22 protein-coding genes and 3 pseudogenes are annotated in these 22,504 nt (G+C 42.7%); 23 read left to right on the top strand and 2 right to left on the bottom strand.

What is annotated here, in order from left to right; all coding sequences use genetic code 11:
- The first annotated feature begins 188 nt into the window (after window positions 1–188).
- From IEW48_RS11695 to IEW48_RS11675, 5 genes are all read left to right on the top strand, one after another.
- Complete coding sequence (locus tag IEW48_RS11695) at window positions 189–1,607, top strand: PTS mannitol transporter subunit IIBC (protein ID WP_188623913.1); 1,419 nt, start codon at window positions 189–191, stop codon at window positions 1,605–1,607.
- Window positions 1,608–1,695: 88 nt separating this feature from the next.
- Entirely contained in the window at window positions 1,696–3,786 is a 2,091-nt protein-coding gene (locus tag IEW48_RS11690) for a BglG family transcription antiterminator (RefSeq protein WP_188623934.1), read from the top strand.
- Between the two features lie 12 nt (window positions 3,787–3,798).
- The gene (locus tag IEW48_RS11685; RefSeq protein WP_188623933.1) at window positions 3,799–4,230 is read left to right on the top strand and encodes a PTS mannitol transporter subunit IIA; all 432 of its coding nucleotides are present in this window, start codon (window positions 3,799–3,801) and stop codon (window positions 4,228–4,230) included.
- A gap of 1 nt (window position 4,231) precedes the next feature.
- Entirely contained in the window at window positions 4,232–5,389 is a 1,158-nt protein-coding gene (locus tag IEW48_RS11680; RefSeq protein WP_188623912.1) for a mannitol-1-phosphate 5-dehydrogenase, read from the top strand.
- A 216-nt stretch (window positions 5,390–5,605) separates the two neighbouring features.
- Window positions 5,606–7,027 carry an alanine/glycine:cation symporter family protein gene (locus tag IEW48_RS11675; RefSeq protein ID WP_188623911.1) on the top strand — a complete coding sequence of 474 codons (1,422 nt, stop codon included), beginning with the start codon at window positions 5,606–5,608 and terminating at the stop codon, window positions 7,025–7,027.
- Between the two features lie 132 nt (window positions 7,028–7,159).
- Here IEW48_RS11675 and IEW48_RS11670 read toward each other — a convergent pair whose 3' ends face one another.
- Window positions 7,160–7,447, bottom strand: coding sequence for a hypothetical protein (locus IEW48_RS11670; protein WP_188623910.1), 288 nt, complete (start codon window positions 7,445–7,447; stop codon window positions 7,160–7,162).
- A 291-nt stretch (window positions 7,448–7,738) separates the two neighbouring features.
- On the opposite strand from IEW48_RS11670, the pseudogene IEW48_RS11665 reads away from it, so the two are divergent.
- The 10 genes and pseudogenes from IEW48_RS11665 to IEW48_RS11625 all read left to right on the top strand — a co-directional run.
- Window positions 7,739–7,894: pseudogene (locus IEW48_RS11665) on the top strand (helix-turn-helix domain-containing protein); the annotation flags it as partial.
- An 8-nt stretch (window positions 7,895–7,902) separates the two neighbouring features.
- A pseudogene (locus IEW48_RS11660) lies at window positions 7,903–8,235 on the top strand (aldehyde dehydrogenase family protein); the annotation flags it as partial.
- Window positions 8,236–8,428: 193 nt separating this feature from the next.
- Window positions 8,429–8,677 carry an AbrB/MazE/SpoVT family DNA-binding domain-containing protein gene (locus IEW48_RS11655; protein WP_188623909.1) on the top strand — a complete coding sequence of 83 codons (249 nt, stop codon included), beginning with the start codon at window positions 8,429–8,431 and terminating at the stop codon, window positions 8,675–8,677.
- Between the two features lies 1 nt (window position 8,678).
- Window positions 8,679–8,879 carry a hypothetical protein gene (locus tag IEW48_RS17535; protein WP_308747475.1) on the top strand — a complete coding sequence of 67 codons (201 nt, stop codon included), beginning with the start codon at window positions 8,679–8,681 and terminating at the stop codon, window positions 8,877–8,879.
- Entirely contained in the window at window positions 8,789–9,073 is a 285-nt protein-coding gene (locus tag IEW48_RS17530; RefSeq protein WP_503826750.1) for a type II toxin-antitoxin system death-on-curing family toxin, read from the top strand. Before IEW48_RS17535 ends, IEW48_RS17530 begins: the two co-directional genes overlap by 91 nt.
- 40 nt (window positions 9,074–9,113) lie before the next feature.
- Window positions 9,114–9,686, top strand: a complete 573-nt coding sequence (locus tag IEW48_RS11645) for a cysteine hydrolase family protein (protein WP_188623908.1) — start codon at window positions 9,114–9,116, stop codon at window positions 9,684–9,686.
- A 31-nt stretch (window positions 9,687–9,717) separates the two neighbouring features.
- On the top strand, window positions 9,718–10,923 hold the full coding sequence (locus IEW48_RS11640; RefSeq protein ID WP_188623907.1) for a trans-sulfuration enzyme family protein: 1,206 nt from the start codon (window positions 9,718–9,720) through the stop codon (window positions 10,921–10,923).
- A gap of 164 nt (window positions 10,924–11,087) precedes the next feature.
- Window positions 11,088–11,768 (top strand): annotated as a pseudogene (locus tag IEW48_RS11635) (RNA-guided endonuclease InsQ/TnpB family protein); the annotation flags it as partial.
- Window positions 11,769–11,974: 206 nt separating this feature from the next.
- Complete coding sequence (locus IEW48_RS11630) at window positions 11,975–12,127, top strand: hypothetical protein (protein WP_188623906.1); 153 nt, start codon at window positions 11,975–11,977, stop codon at window positions 12,125–12,127.
- A gap of 2 nt (window positions 12,128–12,129) precedes the next feature.
- On the top strand, window positions 12,130–12,480 hold the full coding sequence (locus tag IEW48_RS11625) for a PIN domain-containing protein (RefSeq protein ID WP_188623905.1): 351 nt from the start codon (window positions 12,130–12,132) through the stop codon (window positions 12,478–12,480).
- Here the strand turns inward: IEW48_RS11625 and IEW48_RS11620 are convergent.
- Window positions 12,426–12,887 (bottom strand): PucR family transcriptional regulator, encoded by a 462-nt coding sequence (locus tag IEW48_RS11620; RefSeq protein ID WP_188623904.1) that lies wholly within the window; start codon window positions 12,885–12,887, stop codon window positions 12,426–12,428. The genes IEW48_RS11625 and IEW48_RS11620 overlap by 55 nt on opposite strands.
- Here IEW48_RS11620 and IEW48_RS11615 point away from each other — a divergent pair.
- The 8 genes from IEW48_RS11615 to menC all read left to right on the top strand — a co-directional run bounded on the left by IEW48_RS11615 (window position 12,876) and on the right by menC (window position 22,151).
- A complete protein-coding gene (locus IEW48_RS11615; RefSeq protein WP_188623903.1) occupies window positions 12,876–13,946 on the top strand; it encodes a MurR/RpiR family transcriptional regulator in 1,071 nt (356 codons plus the stop codon). The two genes, IEW48_RS11620 and IEW48_RS11615, sit on opposite strands and share 12 nt — an antisense overlap.
- A 41-nt stretch (window positions 13,947–13,987) precedes the next feature.
- Window positions 13,988–15,109 carry a M20 family metallopeptidase gene (locus IEW48_RS11610; protein WP_188623902.1) on the top strand — a complete coding sequence of 374 codons (1,122 nt, stop codon included), beginning with the start codon at window positions 13,988–13,990 and terminating at the stop codon, window positions 15,107–15,109.
- Between the two features lie 171 nt (window positions 15,110–15,280).
- On the top strand, window positions 15,281–16,876 hold the full coding sequence (locus IEW48_RS11605; protein WP_188623901.1) for an ABC transporter substrate-binding protein: 1,596 nt from the start codon (window positions 15,281–15,283) through the stop codon (window positions 16,874–16,876).
- A 127-nt stretch (window positions 16,877–17,003) separates the two neighbouring features.
- The gene (locus tag IEW48_RS11600) at window positions 17,004–17,954 is read left to right on the top strand and encodes an ABC transporter permease (RefSeq protein WP_188623900.1); all 951 of its coding nucleotides are present in this window, start codon (window positions 17,004–17,006) and stop codon (window positions 17,952–17,954) included.
- Between the two features lie 19 nt (window positions 17,955–17,973).
- Window positions 17,974–18,879: an ABC transporter permease gene (locus IEW48_RS11595; protein WP_188623899.1), complete on the top strand. Its 906-nt coding sequence runs from the start codon at window positions 17,974–17,976 to the stop codon at window positions 18,877–18,879.
- A gap of 46 nt (window positions 18,880–18,925) precedes the next feature.
- Window positions 18,926–19,936 carry an ABC transporter ATP-binding protein gene (locus tag IEW48_RS11590; RefSeq protein WP_188623898.1) on the top strand — a complete coding sequence of 337 codons (1,011 nt, stop codon included), beginning with the start codon at window positions 18,926–18,928 and terminating at the stop codon, window positions 19,934–19,936.
- Entirely contained in the window at window positions 19,923–20,954 is a 1,032-nt protein-coding gene (locus IEW48_RS11585; RefSeq protein WP_188623897.1) for an ABC transporter ATP-binding protein, read from the top strand. The genes IEW48_RS11590 and IEW48_RS11585 overlap by 14 nt, the downstream gene beginning before the upstream one ends.
- An 84-nt stretch (window positions 20,955–21,038) precedes the next feature.
- Window positions 21,039–22,151, top strand: a complete 1,113-nt coding sequence (menC, locus tag IEW48_RS11580) for an o-succinylbenzoate synthase (RefSeq protein WP_188623896.1) — start codon at window positions 21,039–21,041, stop codon at window positions 22,149–22,151.
- The last annotated feature ends 353 nt before the right edge of the window (window positions 22,152–22,504 follow it).

Genomic DNA, 22,504 nt, shown 5'->3' with positions numbered 1-22,504 from the left:
ACTATCAACGACTGATAAGTACAGCAGTGATTTCTGCTGCCAATATTCTTTGCCTTTACCTATGTACCTAAATCTTTTTAAAAAATGACAATAATGGTTGGGACAAAATGATATTTACTTTACGTTGAACCCTCCTTTGCAAGCGCTTTAATATAAAAATAGGAAGAAAAAAAGGGGGGATTCAAAAAATGGTTGGTGAAAAGGTCAATCAATCAGAGTTTCGTGTGAGAATTCAACGATTTGGCAGTTACTTAAGCGGCATGATTATGCCTAATATTGGTGCGTTTATTGCTTGGGGTTTTATTACTGCTTTGTTTATCCCGACAGGATGGATACCCAATGAAGCATTTGCCCAGCTTGTCGGCCCTATGATTACGTATTTATTACCATTATTAATCGGTTATACAGGCGGCAAGATGATTTACGATGTCCGCGGCGGCGTCGTCGGTGCGACGGCTACAATGGGGGTCATTGTCGGTTCTGACATTCCGATGTTTCTTGGGGCAATGATGATGGGACCCCTTGGCGGTTATATGATCAAGAAATTTGATCAACTCATCGAGGGGAAAGTCAGACAAGGATTTGAAATGTTAGTCAACAACTTTTCAGCGGGAATTATTGGTGGGATTTTAACCTTAGTTGCCTTTAAAGGAATCGGACCAGTTGTTTTAGCTCTAAACAAAACATTAGCCGCTGGGGTTGAGGCTATTATCGATTTCAAATTATTACCGTTTGCCAATATCATTATTGAGCCTGCAAAAGTCCTGTTTTTAAATAACGCCATAAACCATGGGATTTTGAGCCCGATTGGAATAGAGCAAGCTGCTGCAACAGGCCAATCGATTTTGTTCCTGCTGGAAACAAATCCGGGGCCGGGTCTTGGTATTTTACTCGCTTTTTGGCTGTTTGGACAAGGAGTAGCAAAACAGTCAGCGCCAGGTGCCGTGGTTATTCATTTTCTAGGCGGTATTCACGAAATATACTTTCCGTACATCTTAATGAGACCGGTATTAATTTTAGCAGCAATCGCAGGGGGAGTAAGCGGGGTTTTAACGTTTACACTTTTCAATGCCGGATTAGTGGCCGTTCCGTCCCCTGGCAGTATTTTTGCCTTGTTAGCGATGACTCCAAAAGGCAACCACTTTGGTGTACTGGCAGGAGTATTTGTGGCAGCAGCTGTTTCTTTCCTCATCGCCTCTCTTTTCCTGAAAGCTGCAAAAAATAAAGAAGAAGATCTGAGCAAGGCGACAGAAAAAATGCAACAATTAAAAGGGAAAAAGAGTGATATGGCTGCTGTGTTACAAAAAGAAACAACGATGCCATCCCAAGTTAACAAAATTGTGTTTGCCTGTGATGCAGGAATGGGTTCAAGCGCCATGGGAGCTTCGATTTTACGAAATAAAGTACAGAAAGCGGGATTGGATATTGAAGTAACAAATACAGCCATTAACCAGCTTCCGGAAGACGCAGATATTGTCATTACTCACCAAAATCTAACGGAGCGTGCGAAGGAGAAACTGCCAAACGCTTATCATGTCGCGGTCGAAAACTTCTTAAATAGTCCAAAATATGATGAATTGATTGAGACTATAAAGGAAAAGAATTAAGTAGGAGGGCTAACCACCCTCCTGAGAACTCAATTCAAATCCAAAAATCGTGTCCGCATGGTTGCTCAAAGGGGACGGGTGAAGCGTGATGTATATATCGGCAAGGGAGAGAAAAATACTCGATATATTATTGTCTCATGATCAAGGTCTTCCGGTCAGGGATCTTGCCAAACAGCTTCAAGTCAGCAATCGTACGGTTCACCGAGACTTAAAAGGTGTAGAACGCATATTAAAGGATTATCATTTGCAGCTCATCAAAAAATCAGGAGTGGGCATCCAAGTAGCTGGGGACGAGCATAACAAAAAAGAACTGCAACTGCATCTTTTTCATTTGTCTCATACGGAATACACACCGGAAGAGCGTCAAAAAATCGTCTTGATTACTTTATTGGAGGCGATAGAGCCTGTCAAGCTTTTATCTCTGGCCAATGATTTAAACGTCACCGTAGCAACCATCAGCCACGATTTAGACAAAATAAGGGAAGACATTGAGAAATACGGGCTTTCGCTGATTCGAAAAAGGGGATACGGGGTCGAAATTGCGGGATCTGAATCGGCGAAACGGAGGATGATGAGCGAGTTATTATTGAATCACTTTGGTGAATATGAATTTCTATCCTTAATGAAAGAATCTATTCAAAAAAGATCAGCGGAAACTCTCAACACCGTTACGGAGAAGCTCCTCGGCCTCGTTGATCAGAACAACTTCTTAATCATTGAAAAGCAAATTGGAGAGATCATAGAGGAACTTCCTTTTCCTATTGCAGATAGTTCCTATATCGCCTTAGTGGTCCATCTGGCCTTGGCTGTTGAGCGGATTATCCAAGGAGAATCAATCAATTTTGATCAACAATATTTAGAAACAATTCGCGATGCCAAGGAATACAAAACTGCCGAAAAAATTGCCCGGTCGCTAGAAAATGTATTCCATATAACGATACCCCCTGAAGAAATTGGCTATATTACAATGCATTTAATGGGGGCAAAATTTCAAGATCGTCAAGGATATTTGTTAGAGGAAGCCAGTTTTGAAATAGGAATAAAAGCACAAGAATTGATTCGCTTTGTTAGCAATGAACTGAACGTAGATTTAACGAACGATAAGCTTTTACTTCAGGATTTAGTCGTTCATTTAAAGCCGGCGATTTATCGTATGCAACATAACATGGGGATAGCCAATCCACTTTTATCCAAAATTGTTCAAGACTATCCTGACCTTTTTTCTACGTTAGAAACAGGAGTCAAAAAGGTATTTCGCAATTTGGCTGTTCCAAGGGAAGAAATTGGTTATTTAGTGCTTCACTTCGCCTCCGCTCTATTAAGAAAAAGGAAAGGGATTCGCGCTTTAGTTATATGTTCAAGCGGTTTAGGTACGGCAAAAATATTAGCAACGAGATTGACAAAAGAAATTCCTGAGATCGTACACATCAAACACACATCTGTCTTGGAATTGAAAGCAGTGGATACAGATCAATATGACCTTATTGTCTCAACAGTGCCGCTGCACAACTTTACAGGAACTTATTTTGTGGTCAGCCCGATCCTTCAAGAAAGAGAACTTACATCTATTAAAAAGTTCCTGGAGAATAGAGAAGTGCAAGGACGAAGAGAACAAGAGCATCCATTCACTGAAGGTGCCACAAATGTGGCCGAAAAGCTCCGCTCCGTTCAAAAAATGAGCGAAACCATTGTAAATATCTTAAATGGTTTTACCTTACTGGAATTAGATGGAGAATCCGTTAGGGATGCGTTGTTTGAGGCGTGTCATCGACTGTACCAAAAAGGGGTTATTAGCGATAAAGAACGGGTTTTTACGCAATTGTTAAACAGGGAACAAGTAGGGGGATTAGGCATACCGGGAACTCCCTTTGCTATGTACCATACCCGGAGCCCGGCTGTTATTCAACCCTCGTTTACAATCTATACATTAACGAAATGGCAAACGGTAAATGGTATGGATCAAAAGCAGATGAAGGTGAACAAACTCTTGCTGCTGTTAGCACCAGAGCCTGCTGCCCAAGAGATGCTTTCCGTTTTAAGCCACATAAGCGCTTTAATTATAAAAGATGAGGAAAGTATGGCTGTATTTGCATCAGGAAACTATGAAAAGATTTATTCTTTTATAAGCTACCATCTGGAGAAATTTTTTTACGAACATATTGCGGATCATAAGGAGTGAATTAAATTGCCAATGCCAGTATTGAAGAAAGAGAATATTGTTTTGCGTTCATCAGTTACAGATAAAACGGAAGCGATTCGCTTAGCGGGAAATATTTTAGTTAATCAAGGTTATGTTGAACCTGCTTATGTGGATAAAATGTTCGAACGGGAAGCACTCGCATCAACGTATATGGGGAACTTTGTTGCCATTCCTCATGGTACTGAGGATGCCAGAAACCTGGTGAAACATGCAGGCATTTCTGTTGTACAAATCCCTGACGGGGTTGATTATGGAGATGGACATACGGCCAAAATACTTATTGGCATTGCCGGAAAAAACGACGAACATTTGGCCATTCTTTCAAAGATCGCCATTGTTTGTTCAGAGGAGGAGAATATTCAAAAAATCATAGAAGCAGCAAGGGAAGAAGATATACTTCATTTATTAAACGAGGTGAATTAATATGTTAGCCGTCCATTTTGGTGCAGGAAATATTGGCAGGGGTTTTATTGGCAGTTTGCTTTCCCAATCGGGTTTTGAGATCGTTTTTGTCGATGTCAATGAGGATGTCGTTCGTTTCTTAAATGAGAAAAAGGAGTATCGGGTGCTCATTGCTGATAAATCTGGAACAGAGCAAGTCATTCGCAATGTTTCAGCTGTTAATAGTCAAAAAGAATGTGACAAAGTGATTCATTATTTAACAAAAGCAGATTTAGTGACAACGGCGGTGGGGCCAAATATTTTACCAGCCATCTCTACGATTCTGGCGGAGGGACTTCGCCAGAGATTATCGGCCAATCCAAAACCGTTAAATATCATTGCCTGTGAAAATATGATAGGTGGAAGTACTTTTCTGAAGGAAAAAGTATTCGAAAAGATTTCGGAAGAAGAAACAAGTTTATTTGAAAGAAATTATGGTTTTCTAAATTGTGCTGTAGATCGTATCGTTCCGAACCAAAAACATCGTGATCCGCTTACTGTAGTAGTAGAGCCATTTTTTGAATGGATTGTGGAACAAAAGAATGTGGTTGGGGATATGCCACAAGTAAAAGGCATTCAGTTGGTTCATGATTTAATGCCTTATGTTGAAAGAAAACTGCTTACAGTCAATACTGGGCATGCGATAGCTGCTTATTTAGGATATGACAAGCAGCTAAAAACGATCAAAGAGGCCATGGATGATGAAGAAATTCGTTCCGATGTTCAAAAGGCCCTAAGTGAGTCAGGAGCTGTGTTGGTAAAAAAGTATGGCTGGGATGAAAATGAACACAAGGCATATATAGAGAAAATCATTCAGCGGTTTACCAATCCCTCTATTTCAGATGAAATTGTAAGAGTCGCACGGTCCCCCATTCGTAAGCTCGGAGCTCATGACCGTTTAATTAATCCGGCCAAACAATATTATTCATTATTCGGGGAGGTACCGGTTGGTTTGACAAAAGGTATTGCTGCCCTATTGCTGTTTGATTATCAAGGGGACCCTGAAGCCATTGAGCTTCAAGAAACGATAAAAAAAGCTGGAATTGAGGGGGCTCTCTTACAATACTCGCAATTAGAAACAGATCATCCTCTTGTCAGTGTGATTCATCAACAAGTTGAGTGGCTAAGAGACAGGGAGTAAAAGAAGTTCCTCCCTTTGGTATACAATTAAGTTACCGTTGGTAAATAACGATTAATGTACCTTCTCTTGTAACTAAAGAGAGGGTTTTTCTCTTTTATTTATATATTGCTAGTATTTTCTTGTTAACCTCCAACAAAAGATATGATTAACTGATAGACAGATGTTTACGTCTACAGTATAATCATCGGGGAGATGAAGCAATCAAGGAGGAATGAGATGAGCATCTTAGAATCTATCATCAATTGGGGAAATAATCTCCTTTGGTCAAAAATTCTGATTGTCATGCTAATTGGTTTGGGTGCCTATTTTACCTTCAAGACCAGATTCGTCCAATTTACACTGTTTGGGGAGATGTTTCGCCTTCTAAAGGAAGGGGTCACACCTGATCCTACTCAGAAAAAGGCCGTTTCTTCTTTCCAGGCATTTTGTATCAGTACGGCCTCAAGAGTGGGAACCGGGAATATGGCAGGTGTGGCTTTAGCCATTTCGCTAGGTGGACCAGGAGCTGTCTTTTGGATGTGGCTGATTGCTTTGATCGGGGCAGCTTCTAGCTTTGTGGAAAGCACGCTGGCCCAAATTTATAAGGTAAAGGATGGAAACGGTTTCAGGGGCGGTCCGGCTTATTATATGGAAAAAGGGTTAAATCAACGCTGGATGGGCATTCTCTTTGCTGTATTGATTACCATCACCTTTGGTTTGGTGTTCAACTCTGTTCAATCCAACACCATTGCCCATGCCCTGGAGGAAGCATGGGGGATTGACCGGGGCTTAATGGGTCTTATCCTTGCTGTCGTAGTGGGCCTTATCATCTTTGGCGGTGTTAAGCGCATCGCCCGAGTTTCTGCTGTGATTGTGCCTGTGATGGCAATCTTTTACGTGGCCGTTGCCCTGTTTGTGGTCATAAAGAATGTTACCATGATTCCGGAAGTGCTGATGTTGATTATCGGCAACGCTTTTGGCTTGCAGGAAGTCGTCGGCGGCGGATTGGGTGCTGCCCTCATGAACGGGATCAAGCGCGGCCTGTTCTCCAATGAGGCTGGTATGGGGAGTGCGCCTAACGCTGCAGCGGCGGCAGCAGTTAGCCACCCTGTCAAGCAGGGACTGATTCAATCGCTCAGTGTTTTCACGGATACGTTGATCATCTGCAGTGCTACGGCATTTATCATTCTGATGTCCGGCATATACTTAGATCAGGAAATAAATGGTATTGCTTTGACCCAGGCGGCTTTAAGCACGCACGTCGGGGACTGGGCCACTGGTTTTGTGGCTATTGCTATTCTGCTCTTTGCCTTCAGCAGCCTGATCGGGAACTATTATTATGGAGAGACCAATATCGAATTTATCCGCTCTAGTAAAACATGGTTGACCATATACCGTCTGGCGGTCATCGGCATGGTAGCTTTTGGTTCTGTAGCTCAACTCTCCCTGGTATGGGACATGGCTGATTTGTTTATGGGGTTGATGGCTATCATTAACTTGATCGCCATTGCATTGTTGGGCAAATTTGCTTTCGCGGCCTTGCAAGATTATGTGGAGCAACGGCGGGAAGGGAAAGATCCTGTCTTCCGTGCTGACCGTATTGAAGGGCTGGTCCATGCCGAGTGCTGGGATAATGCACGTCAACGTTCAGAAAAATAAGGGAAAATGAGTGAAAGCTAAGCCTGGGTCAACGTTAACCTATTTGTTACAAATAACAGCAAATATGCAGATAAACGTTCAAAAGGGAATAGCCCCCGGACAGGGACTATTCCCTTTTAGTTGTAAGTAAACTTACTTAGTAGTATCTTCTACATCGGATTGCTCCCTATCTAACAGTTCCCCTTCGTTGGCCTGAAATTCTCGGTGATAAGCATGCCCGGGTACATGATGATACATGTGATGAGGGTAAGGATAATGAGGATAGAAGTGATGGTGGTGCCAAGGATAATGGTGCCACATGGGATAATGATGCATAGGGTAATGGTGATAAGGATAATGATGAGCAAAAGGAAAGTGATGAAAAGGTTGCTGGGGGTGATTCCGTTCATTTAAATAACTGCCTTGATATTGATTTTCCATACTCGTCAAATTCCTCCCCTATTTCTATTTAGTAATCATTTTACACTGACCATCTTATGCGGGAAGGTTTGATGGGTGCATGACTTTAGGCGGGCGCCTAACGCTATAAGCTCGAAAAGTTCGTGTCAATTAAAAGCGAATGATTCTTTGGCCACACTTTAACTTACCTACAGAAGTCTCCCACTTCTAAGCGAAGCGAAAGTGGGAGATGAATGTCGGTTTGATGTAGCCTCAATATGATGAGTGTGGTAAAATAAAATCAAACAAACGTTCGTATTGTGGGCGGGTGATGTGAATATGGCCAACAAAGCCTACAAATTCCGTCTGTACCCAACACAAGAACAAGCACAACTGCTCGCTAAAACGTTCGGTTGCGTCCGTTTCGTCTATAACAAAATGCTTGAGGAACGCATACAAATTTATGAAAAGTTCAAAGACGACAAAGAAGCTGTGGCGTGGAGCCAGACAGTTGCCTGGCCCAAGAAGAGATATTTGGCCCTGTGTTGACGGTGTTTTCTTTTGAAGACGAAGCAGAGGCTGTTCAATTGGCCAATGGCACGCCGTATGGGTTGGTGGCCGGAATCTGGACCAAGGACCTAGGCAGAGCCCACAGGCTGGCCAAGCAAATCCGTGCCGGGCAGATTTTTATCAATAATTACGGTGCCGGCGGGGGCGTGGAAATGCCCTTTGGGGGGTGCAAAAAAAGCGGCTTTGGCCGGGAAAAAGGTTTGGAAGCCTTGCGTAACTATACCCAGTTAAAAAACGTAGCGGTCAAGATTGGTGACTAAGGATATAGAAAGGGAGTTTGTATGTTTTTAAAAGAGCAGCCCGTTGGCAGGTGTTGGCCAGCGGTTCTTTTTGGGATTGATTGAATGCTCCCATAGCACATGTTATGATGATATTACATATATACTGTATGAATGTATAAACTGCCATATTTTAAACTAAAAAGAAGATCAAAAGAGAATGGGTGTGAATGCGATGAGTAAAAAAGAGATTCGCAAAGTGACCCAAATGGGTAACAGTTTGGGTGTCGGCTTGCCAAAAGCGATCACTGACGCTTTTAACATTAAACGTGGGGATGAACTTGAATTTGAGGTTAAGGATGGGCAAATTATGATTACCAAAAAGGTCAAATGGGAAGATCAAGTGGATGCTGAGATGTTGGAAATGCTTGCTGAAACCTTCGAAGAACACCATGAGGTATTAAAAAGACTTAAGGACAGATAACATGGCCACAAGGTATTTGAGTCCCAGAGATGTGGCAGTCATTCATTTTATGGTGATGAAGAAGTATGGAGAAGGTGAGCAAGCAGGAATCAAAGACCAAGGTTTGCTTGAATCAGCAGTCTACCGGCCCCAACAGACCGTATTTGTCAAGAGGCTTACCCAACCTTATTTGAAAAGGCAGCTGCTTTGTTCGAATCGTTAGTAAGAAACTATCCTTTTTTTAACGGAAATAAGCGAACAGCATTTGTTGCTACCGACATCTTTTTAAAGAAAAATGGCTATAAGATCATACCCGATGATGAAAATGAAGTATTCATCGTCCTTGTGGCCAATGGGAACCTTGAATTTTCTGATATTATTGAATGGTTTAAACAGCATACTGAAGAATATCGATAGCGGATACTGTTAAAATTGTATTTGATGGGGAGTGAATGCCATGGAGGCGTTGATTATCATCGATTATACGTATGATTTTGTGGCTGACGACGGGAAGCTCACTTGCGGGGAGCCGGGGCAGGCCATTGAAGAACGCATCACAGCGCTTACCAAGCAATTTGTGGAGAATGGAGACTATGTCGTCTTTGCTGTCGATGTGCATGATGAAGGGGATCCCTATCATCCGGAAACGAAGTTGTTTCCGCCCCACAATATCCGTGGGACGAAAGGGCGGGACCAGTACGGGGCGCTTGGAGCGTATTACAAGAAAATTAAAAATGATCCCCAATATCAGCAGCAAATCTTATGGCTGGATAAGACCCGCTACAGTGCCTTTGCCGGCACAAACTTGGAGATTAAATTAAGGGAGCGGGGAATCAACACCGTTCATTTAGTGGGCGTGTGCACGGATATTTGTGTGTTGCATACCGCTGTAAACGCGTATAACAAAGGATTTAACATCGTGGTACACGAAGATGCGGTGCAAAGTTTCAACCAGGAAGGCCATCGCTGGGCAGTGGAGCATTTTAAGAGCTGCCTGGGAGCCAAAGTGGTGAGCGGTTGGAAGATATAGAATAAAATATAAACAAAAGGTGTGAGGGAGTATGAACAAACACGATCCTCATGAGCAGTTCAATCTCGATGAACTCCGGGACGAAACCTTGGTGGTACATGGCGATGATTGGGTGACCAATGATGGCACGGTGGCTCCTGCCATTTATTACTCAGCCACGTTCCGTGCCCAAAATTCCGCCCAATTTGCGGAAATGGCGGGAACTTCCCGTCATCCCAGGTATTACACCCGTTACGGCAATCCGGTACATGAGCGGGTTAAGAAGATAATGGCTGAGCTTGAAGGCACAGAAACCGCACTGGTAACCGGTTCCGGAATGGGGGCGATTGCCACCACCCTTCTTACGCTGGTCAGCGCAGGCGACCATGTGATCGCACAGACCAGGCATTATATGAGTACCGCCAAAATCATGGACGAGATGCTGCCTCGTTTTGGCGTCGAAGTGACATTGGTCGAGCAAGCCGACATCTCAGCCTTTGAAGCAGCGATTCGGCCTAATACAAAGCTCATCATGGTGGAGTCACCAGCCAATCCAACTTTGGTGATTACCGATCTGGCCGCCGTAGTGGAGCTGGCCCGCCCTCGTGGCATCATCGTTGTGGCCGACAACACCTTCGCGTTGCCGATCAATCAGCGTCCCCATGATCTGGGCGTTGATGTGGTCATTCACAGCGCAACCAAATATCTAGGCGGACATCATGATTTGACAGCGGGTGTGATCTGCACCAGCGAGGAGTTGGCAGAGCGTATATGGCAGACGCATATCTCCATTGGTTCCGTTCTCTCACCAATGGATGCCTGGTTGCTGTTGCGCGGTCTGCGCACGCTTCCGCTAAGGATTGAACGCATTAACGCCAATGCCCTTGCCCTGGCCGAGTTTCTCGAAGAACAGCCGCAGATTGAGCGGGTGTATTACCCAGGTCTTCCCAGCCATCCCCAACACGAGTTGGCGAAGCGCCAGATGCGCGGTTTTGGCGCGGTAATGGCCTTTGCCATCAAAGGTGGGTATGAGGAAACGCAGCGTTTCGTCTCTGCATTGAAACTGATTCCTAATGCTGTCAGTCTGGGAGGGATCGATTCACTGGTGGTACATACAGCGGCAATGTGGGAAGGCGTCATGACCGAGGAGCAAATGCGTACTGCCGGGATTCCGCCCAATTACGTGCGCTTATCAGTCGGCATCGAGCATATCGAGGACCTGAAGGCAGATGTGTTGCAAGCCCTGCAAGCCATTTAACTTACCTCCGACAGAAGTCTCCCACTTCTAAGCGAAGCGAAAGTGGGAGATGAATGTCGGTTTGATGTAGCCTCAATATGATGATTGTGGTAAAATAAAATCAAACAAATGTTCGTATTGTGGGCAGGTGATGCGGATATGGCCAACAAAGCCTACAAATTCTGTGGCTCAAAGAAGTCGATAGCCTTGCCTTAGCCAACGCCCAATTAAACTTGCAAAAAGCATTCACCAACTTCTTCTCTTATGAACACCAACCGGTGCCAAAAGAAATAGAAAACGTTGTTGGGCTCGATTTTTCCATGAATACGCTGTATGTCGATAGCGAGGGTAAGAGCGCCAATTATCCTCAATATTATCGGCAAGCTTTGGAAAAACTGGCCCGAGCCCAACGGGTGCTGTCACGCCGCAGGAAAGGCTCCAACCGTTGGCACAAACAGCGGCTGACAGTCGCCAAGTTGCACGAAAAGATCGCCAACCAACGTCAGGATTTTCTGCATCAGGCTGCACGACAATTGGCCAACCGGTATGATGCGGTGGTGATTGAAGACCTCAACATGAAAGGGATGGCTCAAGCCCTCCATTTCGGTCAAAGCGTCCACGACAACGGTTGGGGCATGTTCACCTCTTTCCTTCAATACAAGTTAGCAGAACAAGGAAAGAAGCTGATCAAAATCGACAAATGGTTCCCCTCATCCAAAACGTGTTCATGTTGTGGCCGGGTGAACGTGTCTCTATCGCTTTCCGAACGTCTATTTCGCTGTGCATGCGGTTTTGTGTCAGACAGAGATATCAACGCCGCCATCAATATCAAAAAGGAAGGTCTGAAACAGTTAGGGACTGCCTGACTGGATCTCGAACCGTGGGGCACACGGGGATCGCTCGGTCAACTTCCCATCATGAGATGGGATTACCCGAGAAGCCCCCACCTCTAAGCGTCAGCGCAGGTGGTGGGAGTATGTCACGCGTAAGCCTCTGTTAATCGAATAGAGTTGCTAGAGGATTATATGGTAAGAATGTAGAAGTTCGAATCCTTATCGAGGAAAAAAAGGGGATGGACAAGGTGAAATCACAAAAAAAGAAGCTTACCAAAGAAGAAAAACGTGATTTGGCTGCAAAATTAGCAGGTAGTGCAAAGTATTTTAGCAACGGGGGAATTAAAGAATCATTGAAAATAGCCGGGCGGGAAGATTGTGAGGACGAATAATTTTGAGCAACAAAGTCATCATCGATACAAATATATGGGCTGCCCATGAAATGGGTTATCCAGATGCAGTAGAATATATTAATCAACTTATAAACGATGAAGTAGAATTTTTGATGCCCGTCATTGTGGAGTTGGAACTATTGTCCCATTTCGAAATCAAAATTAATGAAGAGATCAAAAAAGGTAGAGAGGGATATATTGCCTTGGCTGATGAAATCATTGATATTACCAGAAATATCGGTCAGTTAGCCGGGGAAATACGAAGAAAAGCTAGGTTGGATCGTGGATTAATCCTGATTCACGTTGAGAACAGTCCTATTTTTTGTTCACCCTGCACAAGCCCCAACTCATAAGCCAACAAGGCACATTCAATAGCCACGCGTCTTTCAAAGGACATAAAGTCCTTGCCCAGCAATTCTTCCAATTTGTTGAGGCGGTGGTAGAGGGTCTGGCGGACGATGTAGAGCTGCTGTGCCGTCTCCTGTTTGGAACCCTGGCAGGCCAAATAGGTTTTTAATGTTGGCAGCAGCTGGGTGCCGTGTTCACGGTCATAATTGATCACTGCTCCGATGTGGGTCTCGATAAAATCATGCAGATTGTAATGCTGTCCGAGCATGGCCAACATGGGATAAATACCAAAATCATCATATAAGATAACATCATAGCGGTTTAATTGTCTTTGAAGTTGGAGTGTTTGTTCTGCGGTTTTTAAACTATGGACCAATATTGTGAGTACAATGCTAAAGGGATGGTCAAACATGTGTGGGCTAGCCTTATTTATTGTTTGAAAACAATTAAAGTTACTTCAATATCTGGGATTAGAATTCAATTTGAACGACCTAAAATTTTTAATATAGGGAGGAATTTTAATTTTTTTATAGAATATAATAAAGCACATGCTGCATCAATATATAATAATGAGGCAATAGCTGCATCATACAGGGGCGATCTAAAAGTGAATAATGAATTGTCATTAAAAGATCTTATTATACAAAAATTTGATACATTAACTGAAGGCCAAAAAAGTGTGGCTAAATATTTATTAGAACGGCCTGAAGATTCCGTATTCAAAACAGCAACACAAATTGGTATGGAAGTTGGTGTTAGTGAATCGACAGTGATAAGACTTTGCTACTCCTTAGGGATCAATGGATTCACGCACTTACAGCAACTTCTTCGGGAACAATTTATAAAACCTAACAGCACAATATATAAATTTCAGGAATCTACAGAATCTCGTTCAACTGAAATTAATAATATTTTTACTAATGTCTTAGCCAAAGATATAGAAATCATGAAACGAATGGTTAATGACGTAAAGGAGGATGATTTATGGGCAATTGTTGATGACATTATTCAATCCGACCAAGTGATTGTAGTGGGACATAGGATTTCCTACGGGCCTGCCTATTGGTTTTCGTTCATACTTAATCTTATGCTTGGTAACGTGAGTATGTACCCTTCTACGAGTGATATAATCGAGTCCATAATGGGTTTAACTGAAAAATCAGTATTTGTAGTCGTTTCATTTCCCCGTTATACCAGAGAAAGTGTTCGTATTGCGGAGATTGCTAGAGAAAAAGGTGCCAAGATTGTTGCGGTAACGGATAATCATTTGTCTCCCGTAGGAAGAATCGCGCATAGAACCATCACAACCGAGGTAAATACATCATCTGGTATGGATTCGATCACTTCAATTAGTGCCTTATTAAATCTAATCATTGCTGGTATAAGCAATAGGAAGCATAAGGAAATCAAAGGGAGACTTAAATTACTAGAAAATGAGTATAAGAGGCATCAAATTTTTACCGATTATTGATTTTTTAGTAGAGACAAAAATTTAAAGAGAGGGCGGAATGAATGGTAATTTTAAACTACTTGAATCAGCATTTGAATCATATTATGAAAGATTTAAAAGATTTAGTGAACCATGAATCGCCGTCATTGCATAAAGAATTGGTTAACAATTGCGGGCGATTCTTAAAGCAATTGATAGGAATGAGACTGGGGGTTCAAGCGACGGAGTTTCCGAACGAAACAGTGGGAAGCCACTTGAAGTTTGAGGTGGGTGAAGGAGAGGAAAAATTATTAATTCTTGCACATTATGATACTGTCTGGGAGAAAGGGGCATTAAGTTTTCGAATCGAAGGCTCCCGTGCATACGGACCGGGAATACTTGATATGAAAGCAGGTATTATCCAAGCGATATGGGCCCTGAAATCACTTAACGATTTGCATTTAAGACCAAACAAAAAAATCGTATTTTTGCTTACTTCTGATGAGGAGCAGTTAAGTCCTACCTCTAGAGAGTTAATCATAGCTGAAGCCAAAACATGTCAAGCTGTATTTGTTGTTGAGCCTGCTGTAGCTAAAACGGGAGCATTGAAAACAGCCAGAAAAGGGGCAGGGAAATATAAAATTAAAGCAAAAGGCATATCTTCCCATGCGGGGAATGATCCGGATCTTCAGGCTAGTGCTGTCCACGAAATAGCCCATCAAATCAGATATCTTGAATCACTGGCTGACCCTGGTCAAGGAACCACAATAAACGTGGGCGTCATAAGAGGGGGTACCATGAGCAATGTAGTGGCAGAAAGTGCTGTAGCTGAAGTTGACGTCCGTTTTTTTACTAGGGCTGAAGGAAAGCGGATTGAGCAAGCTTTTTGTAACCTTAAGCCAAAGTTGGCTAAAACAAAAGTCGAAGTTGAGGGAGGAATAAACCGTGCACCAATGGAAAAGAGTGAAGCGTCCATTAGACTATTTAAATTGGCTCAAGAATGTGCGCAAGAGTTGGGGTTTACTGTTTCGGAAGCAGCTGTTGGAGGTGTGAGCGACGGAAACTTAACAGCCGGTATAGGTATTCCCACCTTAGATGGTTTAGGAGCTGTTGGTGAGGGTCCACATGCCTTTCATGAACATGTGATCATTAATGAAATTCCAAAACGCGCGGCGTTATTGGCATATTTAATCCTTAAATTATAGAAGTAATGAAATCGGGAGTAAAACATGTTGTAGTATGAGATTTTAATGATCACTCTAAGTCACAGATTTTTGAGGGGGTGAGAACTGACTGGATGGTAAGTATTATACTGAATATTAATATAGTTTTGTTTAATCATTTAGAAGTGCATATTTAGAAGGGGGATTGAGTTTATGGAAATTAAAAAAATAGGTATTTTCTTTCTAGTTGTCATTGTGATTGCTGGTATCATCGGTTGTTCCGCAGACACAACAGATAGTAGTCCTTCTGAGCAAAAAGGCTCAGATACTACAGAACCCAAGGAAACATCCGGAGGGACCCTGAATGTTGCTTATTTGGCACAGCCCCAAACATTGGATCCGCACATAACAACGGCTAATGCAACGCGGGACCCTGCTAGATTAATCTTTGAGACATTGGTGACACTGAATGAAAACTATGAAGTTACTCCTCAACTCGCAGAAAGTTATGAGATTAGTGAGGATGGAACGACCATCACTTTCAAGTTGAGAGAAGGGATTAAATTTCATAACGGCACAGAAATGACTGCAGAGGACGTTGTTGCCTCCATGACCAAATGGGGCGAGTCTGCTATCGCTAAAGCCAATCTCGGAGAACATGAGTGGGTAGCTAAAGATAAATATACTGTTGAGCTACACTTTGAGGGACCGTCTTCTGTAATCATGTATGTACTCGCTGATATTGATCAATTTGCGGCTATCATGCCAAAAGAAGTAATTGATTCCGCTGGTCCGTCAGGGATTACGGAATATATCGGTACAGGGCCGTTTAAACTAGAAAATTGGGCACATGACCAGCATATGCTATTCACCCGGTTTGAAGAGTATCAGCCAGTAGATGAACCAGCCAGCGGTCTGGCAGGAAAAAAGGAAGCCTTGGTTGATGAAATTTACTTTCATTTCGTTCCCGATGAATCCACTCGGGTTAACGGCCTTCTGAGCGGAGAGTATGACTTTGCGCACATGCTACCCTATGATGCCATACCACAACTGGAAAATGTCCCTAACATCGAAATAGATATCTGGCCCTTTGGTATTCAGGCTTTGGTATTTAACAAAAAGGAAGGTTTGTTTAGGGACGTTAGAATGCGTCAAGCTGTTAATTACGCTTTAAATAAAGAAGAAATATTAACAGCTGCTTTCACCTCGCCTAAATATTTTGAGTTGGACCCCAGCTTGTTCTTACCTGAACAAACGGACTGGTATACCGATGCGGGCCAAGAATATTACAATCAACAAGATCTTGAAAAAGCAAAACAATTGTTACAAGAAGCCGGTTATAACGGTGAAGAAGTGATCATCTTGACCAGCCGTGATTATGCCCATCACTACAATTCAGCCGTAGCGACTCAGCAGCAGTTACAGGAAATTGGTATTAACGCAAAGCTAGAGGTTTATGATTGGGCCACGTTACTGGAACGGCGGGATCAACCTGAGCTGTGGGATATTTTCTTCACCGGTTTTCCAACTAGTTCAACGCCTCATCAATACACATTCCTGGATACCAGAGCCAATTGGCCGGGTTGGACCAATAATCCTGAGTTTGACAGATTATTGGATGAAATTAAGGCACAAACGTCTCAAGAAGAGGCAAAAGCTTTGTATGCTGAGTTGCAACAACTTATGTGGGAGGATCTGCCTATTATCAATATAGGTAGAAATCTAAGGGTTTCTGCTTACTCAGATAAAGTGCAAGGTTATCAAGAGTTTAAAGGGCCAGTATTCTGGAATGTAAGTATAAGTGAGTGAGAAATGAGAAGAATGAAACCCTTTTTGGCAGAGGCAGTTCTGAAAAGCAGAGCTGCTTCTGCATAAAGGGGTCAACATTCTGGACATGTGACGTTCCGTTGATTTTAACAAGCAGGGGGATTTTGAGATGAAAGCTTATTTACTCAAGCGGATACTCTCTCTCATACCGGTTTTACTTGTCGTGGCAGTTGTTGTCTTTTTTCTTATCCATTTGACCCCAGGTGATCCGGCAGCTGTTATGCTTGGACCTGATGCTGCCCCTGAAGATGTCGAAAGACTGCGAGAAGAGTTAGGTTTAAATCTGCCCCTTCATGAACAATTTTTTAGCTGGTTTTTTGGCCTTTTTAAGGGTGATTTAGGATGGTCCATTTATATGAACAAACCAGTTTTGGATGCCTTTTTAGAACGGCTGGAACCCACCCTTTCCCTGGCCATGTTAGCACAAGGTATAGCGATTCTTATCGCCATCCCCTTTGGGATTTTAGCAGCCATAAAAAGAGGTACACTGACAGATCAGCTTTTTATGGTGCTTGCCATGTTGGGAGTATCCGTTCCCAGTTTCTTGTTGGGTTTGTTACTGATGCTAGGGTTTGGAGTGAAACTGCAATGGTTTCCAGTAGCAGGATATAACCCCTTAAGCACTGGAATATGGAATCATTTACAATATATGATTTTGCCTGCTCTCTCCTTGGGAACCATTCAAGCCGCATTAATTGCCCGGATGACCAGGTCGTCCATGCTGGACATACTGACCATGAATTACATTAAAACAGCACATTCCAAAGGGCTCAAAGAAAGGGTTGTCATTTATAAACACGCTTTGCGTAATGCTTTTATTCCCATATTAACGGTGATCGGGCAAACGTTTGGCACACTGGTAGCGGGGGCCGTGGTTACAGAAACCGTCTTTAATTTGCCTGGGGTCGGACAATTAGTGGTTCAGTCTATCGTGCGCAGGGATTATGCTGTGATCCAAGGAACCGTATTATTAATTACGGTCTCCTATGTGTTGATTAACTTAATTGTGGACTTGCTGTATGGTGTGATAGATCCACGGGTGCGCCTCAATCGTAAATAAACGAAAGGAGGTTGGAGATATGGAAGGAAAAACGGTTGTGCAATCAAGCAATCTTATCTATAAGAAACAACAGCTTCAGAAGGAGCGGCTGCTGTTATTTATCAGGCGTTTTCTGTCAAACAGACTAGCAGTTACAGGAAGTATCATTCTTTGTTTTATCACGCTAATCGCCATTTTTGCACCTATCATTACCCAGTACACCCCGTATGAAATGGAACCCACAAATCGATTGCAACCTCCTAGTGTGGAACACTGGTTTGGCACTGACAATTTTGGAAGGGACTTATTTAGCCGTGTCGTTTATGGAACTCAAGTATCATTGGTTATTGGGCTTTCCGTTGCGCTGTGTACTTCTGTAATCGGTATGATTATTGGTCTCTACTCCGCTTATTATCGCCTATTGGACCATATTTTAATGAGAATTTGTGACGGATTGATGGCATTCCCTGCGATCCTTCTGGCGATTGCACTGATGGCTGTGCTAGGACCAAAGCCGATTAATGTGGTCATTGCGTTAACGATTGTCAAAAGTCCAGAGGTGGCCCGTGTTGTCCGTTCTGCTGCATTGGTGATCAAGGAACAGACATACATTGAAGCGCTGAAAGCACAAGGAGCAAGCTCCTGGAGAATTATTTGGCTGCATATTGCTCCCAATATTGTTTCTCCACTGATTATCCAACTAACCTATGTATTTGCGATAGCTATTATAATTGAGGCTGCCTTAAGCTTTCTTGGAGCAGGGATACCAGCTCCTGCACCAAGTTGGGGCAATATTCTTTATGATGGAAAAACGGTCATTTTTACTGCTTGGTGGATGACTGTCTTCCCAGGCGCTTTTATTATATTAGCCGTACTGGGTTTAAATCTTTTTGGCGACGGCCTGCGTGACTTGCTGGATCCCCATACAAACACAGCAAATAAATGAGGGAAACAGTGATGTTACTGATCTTTTTGGTTGGGAGGAGATGGCCATGTCAAACCCATTGTTATTGGAAGTTAAAGACTTACGAACGACTTTTATTACTGAAAATGGACCCGTTACTGCTGTGGACGGGGTGACTTTCCATGTTCATGCGGGTGAAACATTGGGGATTGTGGGGGAATCAGGATGCGGAAAAAGCGTAACTGCCGAATCCATTATGCGGCTGTTAAATGAACAAACTACAAAATATGATGGAGAGATTAATTACAGAGGTAGAAACTTGCTTGCCCTAAGTAAAGATGAGATTCGAAAAATACGTGGCAATGAGATTTCGATGATATTTCAGGATCCTATGACTTCTCTTAATCCCGTATATACAATCGGGAATCAGATTGCCGAATCGATTATGATCCATCAGAAGTTAAATAAGGAACAAGCCTATAGAAAAGCAGTGGAAATGTTAAAACTAACTGGGATTCCTTCCCCGGAAAAGAGGGTGCATGAATATCCCCATCAATTGTCAGGCGGGATGCGGCAGAGAGTAATGATTGCCATGGCCTTGTCCTGTCATCCTAGCCTGCTGATAGCTGATGAACCGACAACTGCTCTAGATGTTACCATACAAGCCCAAATTTTGGATGTTATTAATGATTTAAAAAAAGAGCTCAATATGGGTGTGATCATGATCACACACGACCTGGGAGTTGTCGCTGAAATATGTACCCGTGTAGTGGTCATGTATCTTGGTCAGGTTATTGAGGAAGCTGATGTGGAGTCATTGTTTTTCCGCCCTCTACACCCCTATACAAAGGGGCTGCTTAAATCCGTTCCACAACTGGACGGGGATCGCACAAAAAAATTGCATGTGATCAAAGGCATCGTCCCTTCATTACAAAATATTCCTCAAGGATGTCGCTTTGCGCCTAGATGTGAGTATGCGGACGATCTTTGTCATCAAAAACCGCCTGAGTTAGAAGCAGTTGACAGCAGACAGAAGGTCAGGTGCTGGCATTATGAGAGGATTATGCAAAGGGAGGGATCTATCAATGCAGCAATATAAGCTTGAGCAGCAAGCAACGTCAGAGACAACGGGGTGGCCCCCTCAGCAGAAAAGTGAAACACCCCTTTTGCAGGTTAGAAATCTAAAAAAATATTTTCCAGTTCCCTCGTTGTTAGGTCGAACCAAAGCATATGTAAAAGCGGTAGAAAATGTGACATTTGATCTACAGGAAAAAGAGACATTGGGCTTGGTAGGGGAATCAGGGTGTGGAAAGAGTACAACTGGCAGAACCATCTTGAGATTAATCGAACCAACGGACGGAGAAGCTATTTATAAGGGAAAAGACATATTTAAATTAAAAGGAAAAGAGCTTAAAAAGATCAGACGGGAAATACAAATGGTGTTTCAGGATCCCCATTCTTCTCTAAATCCGAAAAAACGGATAGGAAGTGCTATTGAGGAGCCTATGAAAATCCATAATATAGGAACATCGAAAGATCGCATGGCGCGGGCCATGGAGTTGTTGCAAAAAGTCGGAATCCGTGAAGACCAATACTACCGTTACCCTCATGAGTTTTCAGGGGGACAAAGACAGCGCATTGGATTGGCCAGAGCATTGGCTGTCAACCCCAAAATCATCATTTGTGACGAACCTGTCTCCGCTCTTGATGTCTCTATTCAATCACAAGTCATTAATTTGCTGGAAGAAATACAGGATAACTTTAACCTGGCTTATTTGTTTATAGCTCATGATCTCAGTGTCGTTCGCCATATTTCTGATCAGATCGGGGTCATGTATTTGGGGCATATTGTGGAACGAGCTCCTACAGATGAATTGTTTGCTCATCCCCTTCACCCATATACGCAAGCTTTACTCTCTGCTGTACCCATTCCAAATCCCAAGGTTAAAAAAGAGAGGATTATTATCAAGGGGGATGTGCCTTCTCCGCTTAACCCTCCTTCCGGCTGTGTCTTTCATACAAGATGCCCCCATGTAATGGACAGATGCAAGACGGAAAAGCCTCTGCTGAAAGAGAAGGCACCAGAACACTTTGTGTCTTGTCATTTATATGATTAAAGTTAAGAGTTTAAGATTATTAGACCATGTATCACCTAAACAGCTGTTTGATTTAGTTAAATAAATCGAAAGGTAGGGTGCTTAATGGAAATTAAAAAAATTGTTTTGCGCCGCATGGAAATGACTTTAAAAGCACCGTTTCAAACGAGTTTTGGGACGGAGAGAAAAAGAGAGTTCATCGTTGTAGAAGTCTACGGAGGGAATAATAATGTAGGATATGGTGAGTGTGTTGTAACGTCGAAACCGCTATATAATGAGGAAACTGTGAAGACATCCTGGCATATTATGGAAGACTTTTTAATCCCTATATTATATAGTAAAGAGAAAATTCAACATCCTGATGAAGTTAGTCAACTATTCAAACCCATCCGCAGAAATAATATGTCAAAATCTGCATTGGAAGGAGCAATTTGGGATCTCTACGCCAAAGAGAATAATATGTCCTTGGCTGCGGCGCTGGGGGGAACAAAGAAACAGATCCATGTAGGTGTCAGCATAGGCATTCAGGAGAGCTTGGATGACCTGCTGCGTGTAGTTGAAGAATTTATCAATGAAGGGTATAAAAGAATAAAAATCAAAATTAAACCAGGTAAGGATGTTGAGATGATCAAGGGAGTAAGACAAAGGTTTCCCGATGTACCGATCATGGTTGACGCCAATTCAGCTTATACCATACAGGATATTGATGTGTTTAAGGCACTTGATGAACTAAATTTAATGATGATCGAACAGCCTCTTGCTCATGACGATATTGTTGATCATGCTAAACTGCAATCTCAAATTAAGACTCCGGTTTGCCTCGATGAGAGCATACATTCATTGGAAGATGCGAGAAAGGCAGTTGAGCTAGGCAGTTGCAAAATTATTAATATGAAGATCGGCCGCGTTGGGGGGTTGACGGAAGCTAAAAAAATACACGACTACTGTATGAGTAAAGGTATTCCATTATGGTGCGGAGGTATGCTGGAATCTGGGATAGGGAGAGCACATAACATAGCTATAACCACTCTGCCTAATTTCGTATTGCCAGGAGACACCTCAAGTTCCTCCAGGTATTGGTATGAAGATATTGTCGTGCCTGAAGTTAAAGCGAAAAATGGCATAATTGATGTACCCACTGTTCCGGGGATCGGCTATGAACCAGATGAATCATTAATGGATAAATACACATTAGAGAAAAAGGAATTTGAAAGATAAATTTTTATGGATATCTGTCTTGAAGTGATGAGAAGTTAAAGAGGGAATGAGAAGTTGGCGACCTTATGGTCGCCATAAATTTTTAGTCCTGCATTGTCAAACGATTGGGGTTTTTCATATTTACTATGTTACCGGTGAAGTATAAAAGCCCAAAAGGTGATTGGTTACCAGTCCGGAAGTTTACTTCTTTAGTGGCACCCCCCGGCTATCAACAAAAATCTGTACGTAGGGTTTGCTGAAAAACACAAAAATGTTGATATTGAAAGGAAAAGACCTATTTTTGGCGAAATTAAGTGCAAGGGTTTTTCAAAAACCACCTACAAAAACCTTGCACTTGGAGGTATTGCTGTGTA

This window comes from Caldalkalibacillus thermarum (genome assembly GCF_014644735.1).
Taxonomy (GTDB): Bacteria; Bacillota; Bacilli; order Caldalkalibacillales; family Caldalkalibacillaceae; genus Caldalkalibacillus; species Caldalkalibacillus thermarum.
The sequence above is the reverse complement of the archived record's forward strand: the minus strand, read 5'-3'. Positions and strand labels throughout refer to the sequence as shown.